The following is a 10576-nucleotide window of genomic DNA, read 5'->3' as shown; positions in this document are numbered from 1 at the left end:
AATTAAACTTAATCTAAAAGGAATGAGCCCGATACAATATCGAGCTCATTATTATAAAACTTAATTATTAATTTGTCTAAACTTTTGGGTGCAGTCTAAAAGTTGTCTCTTTTATAAATGCTTTAAGCTATTTCTCTTCCAATAACTTAGACGGGGATTTTTAACTTTTTTTCTTTTTTAAATTGAAATAATAATTAAATCCAAGTCCAAAAGTCCATTTGGTGGTTATTCTGCTTTCACTTTCACGTACTTTGTCTAATGCTTTTCCTAATTCAACTCCTTGAAGATCAAGAATAATACATAGAGAGTCAGGATTTTCATCTGAAAGGTTAAAATTATAACCTATCCCAATTCCAAAGGATTGGTCCCATACTTTTTCAATTTTAGTATCATTTTTAACTACTAATCCTGCATTATTAAAAGTTTCTCTTTTTCCATGTGCTTCAATATTAGAAATTGAATATTTAGGAAGAATTACAAAATAAGAACTCAGTTCATCTGTATTTCCTAAAATTATTTTAGGGCAAATACTAAAATTTACAGCAGTAGCAGAGCTTGAATATTTTTCGTAAACTATATTGTTTTCAGTTTTTCTTTCAAACTCTTCAGGAGCACCTATTATGCCGCTTACTTCAATCTCCGGTCTCAGGTTTTTCAGTAATTTAAATTCCCCCCCAGTTTTTAAACTCAGAAAAACCGAACTCGAAAAATCAGTATGCAAATAAGTTACAAACCCTGCATAAGGACGCACAATTTGCGAATTGCTATAATGATAACATAGTAAAAGCACGATTATTAATATCTTCTTTCTCATATTATTTACCAATTACCCACCCTAAAGTGAAGTTAGCAACGGGAGCAAATTCTGTATTATATTTATCAACATTTATGCCTGCTCCCAAATGCAGTTCCAAATTTAGTTTCCCATTGTATGTACGTTGAAGTCCCCATACTGGTGCCAGGGTAAATGATGGAGCATATTCGCCAAAGTTGTTATTGGTCGAGATTGGCTTAAAATTATAGGTTGCATTTAATGCTAAAAAATTCCCTGAATTATAGGCTGTTCTTTTACCTTTATCAGCTCTTTTTTCTAAATTATAATAATGACGAAACTGTTCATTAATCATAGGATAAAATGACCAGGTCGATTCATAATAATAACTACTTTTTCGATATCCAAATCCCAAACTTACTTCTGAATAGAGTGTGTTTTTTTCTGTAAAACCATGTTCATAAACAAAGCCCGGAAATAAAACATTTACCTTAAACTGATTCTTTGATACACTGGTAGTTGCATCCTGAGAATGAACATTTACTATAAAAGCTAATAGTAATAAAAAACTAAACCTAATTTTCATATTTTAAATATATTAATTACTTAACAATAATCTTCTTCCTCTCCATTCTCCATTGTGAAGAGCTGCTCCATAAAGATCTATAGAAACATTTGAGTATGAAGTTGCGCCCTTAAGCCCGTTTAAATAATCCTCAGTATTTTCATAAGTACTTTTCCAGGTAAGAAGAAAATTAAAATCAAAATAATTGGTGATTGCATTATCGTCATTTCGGCTCCATTTAACATTTTGCGTTTTAAAAGTAACCGTATTACTCAGAGAAGGAGCCTTAAGGACATTATATTTTAAACTTTCATTTTTTATTTTGTCATTTAATAGCACTTTATCAACTGTTGATGGCATCTTAGTAGCAAATGCTTTAGCCAGCACATCTATAGCTTTATTTAATTCCTTGGCTGTAAGTAAATCATATTCATTATTGTGAATAAATATTGTTAAACCTTCCTCTGGATCTCCGGTATCAAAAATAAATCTAGGACCATCTGTTGGTAGTTTAGTAATAATCTTTCCATCAATATTGTATTTTACACCTTTATATTCAAAAAAAACTGTACTATAATTATAACTTCCCTGATTATAAACAGGAGTATTAAACTTGTAATCATATTGTACATCATTTACCCCTAATTCTATAATATCTGCATACGATTTTTCCCAATAGGATACTCCTAATGTTTTTTCTCTTTTTTGAAGTCTGGCGCTGCAGCCAACCGATGAAAATAAATAATAATTTTGATTCCAGAAACTTACTTGTATACGTCTGTTATCGCTATAATAATCTTCAGCTTTATCAGAAGCACCAAAAACTTTTTCCCAAATACTATTTTTTTCTATGTAAGAAATCTCAAGATTTTGTTTGATTAATTTTGGACTTGTAGTAACAGGTGGAGCTGGTGGAGTATATCCGCCTCCGCCGCCTCCGCCACTTCCAGGGTCGATAGGCTGAATATAAGCCGGTGTAGGCAAAAATTGATTAATTCCATCATCAGCTACTACAACTTGAGGCATTGCTTTACCAGTCATCCTCGTTTTTGTAAATTTACTCATTCTACTAGTAACACTGGTTTTATTTAAATAATCGTACAACTTTTGTTTGTTATTTACGTGGCAAAAATAAAGCCCTGTTTCTGTATATTTATACAAGCTGTCACCAACAATGATTTCTCTGTTTTCATTTAAAAGAGAAGAAAGTACCGGGTCTGAAATCAATTCATCATCCAGAGCAACTTCTTCATTTGCTCCTGGTTTTGAGGTAATTCCAAATTCAACATTTCTCTTTGCAATTCTTTTCTTTTTTTCTAACACAAATTTTTGGACACCTTCGCTATCACCTTCACGGAAAAGAGGCGTTAAGGATTTAAAACCTTTGTTCTGGATTTTTCTGATTTTATCATTAAAATTGTTTTGGTTAGCGACATTTTCTTTGTATGATTTAAAAATGGTTAACAAACTTGCTTTACTTTCAATTTTAACTGTATTATCATCAACTACTTCGATTTCTTCAAGCGCTGCGCTCGCATCATTGCTTTCGGTTTTGTCAAAATCATTTTCGCAGCTGGCTAGTGTAATTATTCCTAATAAGGCAACCAAACATACTAAATTTCCCGCAGAAAATTTTAAATATTCATTTTTCATAATTTTATATTTCTTTAGTATTACTGATTATTAAATTAATTATACAGGTTTCCCTGTCCAATTATCACAACTGTTGTTTAAATGTTTTTCTCTTACAACTGGCCATTTGCAAAATATTACACATTGCATTCAAACTTTTATTAGCTTTTTAATCTCTACAATTCAATCTATTAGCTATATTTTTTAAGATTATTTTCATTTTGAAATTATATTCCAAGATATCAGACCTTGTTTTATAGACTAATATTAAATGTCCGGACAATTAATTGATGACTAAATAATGTGGAAATAGATAGAGCTAAAAAAATCTTAGATTTAGTAAAAACAGTTTTTTCTTTATTACCAACTTGGATCAAAATAAAATCTTGTTTTTTCTGCAGCCAAAACTATATAATGCTCTTACACTGCACAAACTATGTACATCTGAATTCAGGAATTTCGGCACGTAATTCAGGAATACAGTTAAAACAAAAACATAAACAACTGAAAGACAATACAATATAAAAATATTGTTTTTATTAAATTTCGACTTGTGTTTCTGAACTTATACTATATTTTTGTACGAAACTGATCTTTATGCCTTATTCTAAATTTCTATTACCACTATTTTTATTATTATTTTCTAGCCACCTACATTCGCAGACGATAAATAAGAATTTAACAAAACTTTCATTTGAAGATTTAAAGGAACTTTATTGGAAAAACGAAAACAAAAGTGCAAAACAGCTGCCTTATGCAAATGCTTATTTAAACAAAGCGAAAAGCGAAAATAAACCTGTCGAAAGAGCAAGAGGATACTTTTTACTTTCATTATTATCAGAAAATGAAAAAGCTATAGTTTACTTAGATAGTGCTATTTTTTATACAAAAGAGCTATCAGATCCAAAATTCCCTGCTTATGCCTATTCAGGAAAAGGTCATATTTATAAAAAACAATTTAAGTATAAGGAAGCAATAGATAATTTTTTAATAGCTGAAAATATTGCTAAAAAAAATAATCCGGATTTATATTATGAGACAAAATTTACTATTGCAGCCTTAAAATCTGAAGAATTAGGGGAAGTAAAAGAAGCTCTTGTTTTGTATAAAGAATGCTACAACTATTATAATGATAAAAAAGTCAGATCAACAAATTATTCTTATCCGTATCAATTGGTCCTTTTTGGTCTTGCAGATGCATACAAAGCTTTAAGTATTTCAGATTCTGCAACTTATTATAATAAAAAAGGATTTATTGAAACAAAAGCAACAAATAACCAATTATTAAATGCTCTTTTTACCTTAAATGAAGGTGCTAATTTAATCTTCAAAAGAAAATTTGGAGAAGCTCTGGATAGTATTAATAATGCTCTCCCAAAAGTTATACATTATAAAGATAAAGGAAATACATTGGCTGGTTATTATTATACCGGTAAAGCTTATGCCGGTTTGAATAATAAAAAAGAAGCTATTAAAAATTTTATTAAAGTAGATTCTTTATATAATGTTACAAAAAGAATTACTCCTGAATTTATGAGTGGTTATCCTTATCTAATTTCTTATTTCAAAAATAATAATGATAAGGTAAATCAATTAAAATACTTAACAAAGTATATGTATATCGATAGCATTCTACAAAACAATTATAAAGAGCTGACAAAAAAATTAAACATCGAATATGATACACCCAATTTAATGCAGGAAAAAGAAAACCTCATTAAATCACTTAAAATAAACAATACAAAATCGTATTGGAGCATTGGTTTTTTAATTTTTATAGTATTATTAATGGCTGGTTTTAGCATTTATCAATATAAACTTAAAAAAAGCTATCGCTCTCGTTTTGAAAAAATAATGCAGCAATCTGATGAAAAAATTGAACTAAATAATAAACTCGAAGAAATTGGAGTTTTCGAAGAGAACAAATCGAAAACGGATACTATTGGAATAAATGAAGATATTATTAATCAAATATTAAAAAAATTGACTGATTTTGAAACTTCAAAAGGTTTTTTAGATTCGAATATTACAATTCAGACTATATCTGAATCTTTTGACACCAATAACAAATATGTGTCTAAAATTGTAAATATTTATAAAGAAAAGACGTTTATACAGTATATAAATGAATTAAGAATTGAACATGCTTTAACTTGTTTGAAGCAGGATCATAAACTTAGAAAATATACTATTCAGGCTCTGGCAATTGAATTTGGTTTTAATAATGCAGAGTCATTTTCGGCTGCTTTTCATAAAAAAACAGGCATAAAACCAACCTATTTCTTAAAACAGCTGGAAGAGAACAACAAATAATAAAACACTAATAATCATTGTTTTAAAAACTAATTATTATCGAAATTCCTGAATTCCGATAAACATAAGCCACAATAAGCCGCATTTTAAGAATACACCTATATATTTGCAAAAACATATTTAATCAACAAACCATGAAAACAAACAAAAAAGAAATCAAAAAATTTGATTTAGAAAAATTTGAAGTTGCAAAATTAAAAAACCTAAGAACTATTGTTGGCGGAGATGCACCCGGAGATGATAAAACCATTACAGATGTTGTAACTGGAGGAAACAATAAAAACACCTAATATATTTTAAATTTTCCTCATGAAATTTCCCCCATTTATTTTCATACTCATACTATTCATATCAGGTTGTAAGTCTTCACAAGAACCTGTCACATCTTCTATACCAATTATTAATAAAAATAAACTAACGTCTCAACAATTAGAAACATGGTATCAAAAAGATTATTTAAAAGACAGTATACCTGGAATTTCATTGAATAAATGGTATAGTGAAAACAAAAAAAAATCTAAGCAACAGGTTATCGTTGCTGTTATAGATACACAATTAGATATTAATCATGAAGATTTAAAAGGTCAGTTTTGGATCAATCAAAAAGAAATCGCTAATAATAATATTGACGACGACAATAATGGTTATGTAGATGATATAAATGGTTGGAATTTCACATCAAACAAAAAAGAAGATTACGTTACCTGGGGAAACTTTGAATCTGTTCGATTTATAAGGCATTGGGATCCTGAATTTAAAGGAAAAACAGAAGACCAGATTAAACCAGAAAATTTAGCTAATTACAAAGAATACCAAAGAGCATTAAAAGTTAACGAGAAGGAAAACATTTATTACAACAGATGGTTAAGTGGTTTAAACCACAGTGTTAAAATTTTCCCTTTGGTAAAAGATACCTTAAAGCATTTTTTTCCAAAAGAAGACTATACTTATAAGCAATTAGACAGTCTTTATAAAAAACATAAAATAAATGATAAAACTTACAGACAAAGGCGAGAAAGTGATGATCGTGATCTGGGAGCTTTAATATTTTATATGATGATTAATATGGAAGATGGCGAGAGCACTCTTGAAGCTCTTAAAAAAAGTGAGGCTGAGTTAGATTCGATAGTAAATAAAAATTTAAATAAAGACTTTAACGACAGACTTGTAATTGGTGATAATCCAAATGTTTTAGAAAAAGGATACGGATGCGGAAATGTAAGTATCTCTAAAAAAGGAATTAAAAATCTTAAGGGACATGCCACAAAAGTTGCCGGCATAATAGCGGCAAACCGTCAGAATACCATAGGAGTAAAAGGTGTGGCAGAAAATGTAAAAATTATGCCTCTTAATATTTCTTATTCCGGAGATGAAAATGATAAAGATATTGCAATGGCAATTTATTACGCTGTAGATAATGGTGCTAAAGTCATTAACATGTCTTTTGGAAAAGAATTTTCAGTACATCAGGAATGGGTTTCAGATGCCTTTAAATATGCTGAAAAACATAATGTTTTATTAGTACACGGATCAGGAAATGAACGTTTCAATGTTGATGAAAATCCTTATTACCCAAGCGATAATACCTTTGATGGTAAACCTGAAGTAAGCGGTAATTTTATTAATGTTGGGTCAGTTTCGGCACGATTAGACAAAACATTTGTGTCGAATTTTTCAAACTACGGAAAGCAAAATGTAGACTTGTTTGCTCCTGGCGAACAAATTTATACAACAGCTATGGATAATGAATATAAATCAGATTCTGGAACTTCATTGTCTGCTCCAATAGTTTCAGGAGTAGCCGCTCTTATATGGTCTTATTATCCTAAACTTAAAGTACAGCAGGTCAAACAAATCATAATAGACTCAGGAACAACATATAACCTCGAAGTTATTGTTCCGGGAACAAAAGACAAGCAAACTTTATTTACAGAATTATCTAAATCAGGCAAAGTTTTAAATGCATATAATGCTATGAAACTTGCAGAAAAAGTAAGCAGGCAGAAAAAATGAAACCTCATTTTGAAATAAAAAGCTTTTCGAAATTTGTACTTCGAACCCCTTTGTTTCCCCTGTCAAATTACCTTGAATTATTAGAAAATTATTCTTTAGAGAAAGCATTCAGATTATACAATACACCAATAATTAGAGAAGCAATAAATTTAGCTTCACCAGAATTAGTAAGTGGATTAGATAAATGGGTGTCTGGAACTTCTACATTATCTAATGATAAAAAAAAAGCGTTCGAACTTACTTTTCTAAAGTATATGGCGAGAATTTCGTCACGATGTACACCATTTGGTTTGTTTGCAGGATGTTCTGTTGGAAATTTAGATACTGAAACAAATATTATTTTAGATACTGAAAATAATCACAGCCGTTTTACGCAATTTGATATGCATTATTGGGTATCTCTACTGCAGGATATTGCAAAAAGAAAAGAAATTGCAGTTTATCTTAAATTTTTTCCAAACTCTTCTATTTACGAAGTTGGTGAATTTTATCGTTTTATTGAATATAAATATGCCGAAACAAAACGGGAACATATTATTTCAGCAATACGTAAATCAGATTTACTAAAGAAAATTCTTTCTGAAGCAAAATCAGGAATTACTATCTACGAAATGATAGCGTTTTTAGCAGAAGATGAATCTGAAAAGGAAGAAGCATTTGAATTCATTTCACAATTAATAGTTTTTCAATTTTTAGTCAGCGAATTGGATGCCGTGATAACCGGAGACGATGAATGGAAAAGAACTTTCTCCATTTTGGAAAAAATTCCACACTTAAATAATGAAATTATTTTTTTTAAAGACCTTCAAAAAAACCTTTCTCATCTGGATAAACACTTGGTTACGAATCAGGGAAGTTATGAAAAAATCAGGGAAACGATCAATAATATTGGAACTCAGTATGAAGAAAAATATCTATTTCAGACCGATCTAAATGTTTCAGCTCTCAATAATAAATTAAATGCCGATGTTTCTCAAAAAGTACTAAAAGCAATCCGATTTTTAAACGGCATTCAGACTTCCAGGGAATTAGTAAATCTTGAAAATTTCAAAAAGTCTTTTATCAAAAGATATGAATCTTCAGAAATGCCTTTAAGCTTTGTATTAGATACAGAAATTGGGATTGGTTATCATGAAAATCACGAAATGAATGATATTCATGAAATTCTCGAAAGTTATTCTTTTAAAGCAAAAAACACATCTGAAAAAAATGAGGTATGGACAAATACTGATTTTATTTTACAGGCGAAGCTTCAAAATAGTATTCTGAATAACGACGAAATTATTGTACTTTCAGAAAAAGATTTTCCGGATTTTGATGCTGATTTTAAAAATTCTCCTACAACTTTTTCAGTAATTGTAGAAGTTTTTGATGAAAACAATATTGTTCTTACATCAACAGGAAATACAAGTGCTTCAAAATTATTAAGCAGATTTTGCAATGGAAACAAACAAATTCACAAGCTTACAAAAGAAATTATTCAAAAAGAAGATGAATATCACGATGATAAAATTTTAGCCGAAATTGTACATATTCCAGAATCAAGAATAGGAAATATTATAAGAAGGCCAATTTTACGAGACTACGAAATTAGTTATTTATGTGCTCCCGGTGTTTCGAGAGAAAACAATCTGGATTTAAACGATTTATCGATTTCGATTAAGTCGGGCAGAGTTATACTTCGCTCTAAAAAACAGAATAAAGAAATTCTTCCCTGTTTATCAAATGCACATAATTTTTTAAATAATTCTTTACCTATTTATCATTTTTTATGTGATCTGGAACGACAAAATTTAAAACCAGTTTCTACTTTTAATTGGGGAGTTTTAGCATCGCAATATAATTTTTTCCCAAGAGTAATTTATAATGAAATTATACTTTCAAAGGCAAAATGGATAATTAAAAAAGATGAAATCATTGGTTTCTGTAAAATAGATAAAGACAATTTAATCTTATTGTTTTCCGAATGGCGAATAAAGCGTAATATTCCACGCTATGTAACCTTAAGCAATTCTAACAATACACTTTTGTATGATTTTGAAAGTGAAATTTCTATTGAATTATTTTTAAAATCAGGAAAAAATCAAGAAAAAACTATTTTGGAAGAATTCTTGTTTACAGAAAAATCAGCAGTTCAAAATACTGAAGATGCTGTTTTCTGCAATCAAATTATACTTTCTTATTACAAAGAAAAAGCATAAAAATGCAAAGAGATTTTTGTCTGGGCAGTGAATGGTTATATTATAAAATTTATACCGGTGTGAAAACATCTGATTATATTTTATTAGAAAAATTAAAACCTGTCATTTTAAAATTAGAAAAAAAGAAGATCATCCAAAAATGGTTCTTTATTCGTTACAGAGATACAGAAGAGCATCTTCGTATTCGTTTTTTGATAAGCGATACAAAACATCTAACTAGAGTTATTAAATCTTTTTATTCTGTTTTTAATGAGCTATTAGAGCAAAATTTAGTCTGGAACATACAAACAGACACTTACAAAAGAGAAATAGAAAGATATGGCGAAAATACAATGTTAGATTCTGAATTCCTTTTTTGGGAAGACAGCAAAATGATTTTACGCTATATCAAACTTAAATCTCAATTTACTAAACAGGACACTCCGCTATTATTTAGCTTTTATGCAATTGATTCTTTTTTAAATTCCTTTAAATTATCAGATATGGAGAAGTTATCATTGATGGATAATTTACAAACTTCTTTCAAAATAGAATTTGAGACAGATAAAGAACAGAAAAAAGAAATGTCTAAAAGGTACCAATCATTATATCCTCAAATAAATGATTTTTTATCGACTACCTCAAATGATAATTTGAAAGAAATTGCAAAAATTATAAATAAAAAATCTAAAAATATTGCTGAAAAAACTTTAGAGATCAAAACTAAAATTGAAATTCCATTAGAATCTTTTTTGGCAAGTCATATTCATATGATGATTAATAGACAATACACTTCAAAACAAAGAATGTATGAACTTATTATTTATGATCATTTGTTTAGATTTTATAAATCGAAAAATTATCGAAAACAAAATATTATTCTCTCCTAAAAAATAGAACCTCACCATTTTAATTTTAGTTTTTGCATACATTAGCTTTTTAAATGCATCTTTCAAATCTAAAATTTGACCACTTTTAATTCTTTTCTTTCCTAAATTTTTGAATGTTCTTTCCTTCAATCCACTGATATTACTAAGGATTAAAACAAAGCCTTAATATCATCACAACTAACTAAAAACCAATATTTTAAATAAATAAAAA

The 10576-nt window shown here is 29.0% G+C and carries 8 protein-coding genes; 5 read left to right on the top strand and 3 right to left on the bottom strand.

All coding sequences use genetic code 11. The features are described 5' to 3' along the window. Window positions 1–160: 160 nt before the first annotated feature. From FLAPXU55_RS19485 to FLAPXU55_RS19475, 3 genes are read right to left on the bottom strand one after another with little or no spacing between them, the layout of a single operon-like run. Window positions 161–814, bottom strand: a complete 654-nt coding sequence (locus tag FLAPXU55_RS19485; RefSeq protein ID WP_123959147.1) for a hypothetical protein — start codon at window positions 812–814, stop codon at window positions 161–163. Window position 815: 1 nt separating this feature from the next. Next, a complete protein-coding gene (locus FLAPXU55_RS19480) occupies window positions 816–1358 on the bottom strand; it encodes a hypothetical protein (RefSeq protein WP_053470575.1) in 543 nt (180 codons plus the stop codon). Window positions 1359–1370: 12 nt separating this feature from the next. Continuing rightward, window positions 1371–2990, bottom strand: coding sequence for a hypothetical protein (locus FLAPXU55_RS19475; RefSeq protein WP_180860439.1), 1620 nt, complete (start codon window positions 2988–2990; stop codon window positions 1371–1373). 576 nt (window positions 2991–3566) lie between these two features. On the opposite strand from FLAPXU55_RS19475, the gene FLAPXU55_RS19470 reads away from it, so the two are divergent. From FLAPXU55_RS19470 to FLAPXU55_RS19450, 5 genes are all read left to right on the top strand, one after another. Then, window positions 3567–5282 (top strand): helix-turn-helix domain-containing protein, encoded by a 1716-nt coding sequence (locus FLAPXU55_RS19470; RefSeq protein ID WP_053470577.1) that lies wholly within the window; start codon window positions 3567–3569, stop codon window positions 5280–5282. Window positions 5283–5416: 134 nt separating this feature from the next. Further along, window positions 5417–5572, top strand: a complete 156-nt coding sequence (locus tag FLAPXU55_RS19465; RefSeq protein WP_165590670.1) for a hypothetical protein — start codon at window positions 5417–5419, stop codon at window positions 5570–5572. A gap of 19 nt (window positions 5573–5591) precedes the next feature. Further along, window positions 5592–7295 (top strand): S8 family serine peptidase, encoded by a 1704-nt coding sequence (locus FLAPXU55_RS19460; RefSeq protein WP_082356374.1) that lies wholly within the window; start codon window positions 5592–5594, stop codon window positions 7293–7295. Then, complete coding sequence (locus tag FLAPXU55_RS19455; protein ID WP_053470579.1) at window positions 7292–9496, top strand: lantibiotic dehydratase family protein; 2205 nt, start codon at window positions 7292–7294, stop codon at window positions 9494–9496. The genes FLAPXU55_RS19460 and FLAPXU55_RS19455 overlap by 4 nt, the downstream gene beginning before the upstream one ends. Window positions 9497–9498: 2 nt before the next feature. Next, on the top strand, window positions 9499–10365 hold the full coding sequence (locus FLAPXU55_RS19450; RefSeq protein WP_053470580.1) for a thiopeptide-type bacteriocin biosynthesis protein: 867 nt from the start codon (window positions 9499–9501) through the stop codon (window positions 10363–10365). The last annotated feature ends 211 nt before the right edge of the window (window positions 10366–10576 follow it).

Source organism: Flavobacterium panici, from assembly GCF_903819335.1.
Classification (GTDB): Bacteria; Bacteroidota; Bacteroidia; order Flavobacteriales; family Flavobacteriaceae; genus Flavobacterium; species Flavobacterium panici.
Note: the sequence above shows the minus strand (reverse complement) of the source record. Positions and strands in the feature narration are given on the sequence as shown.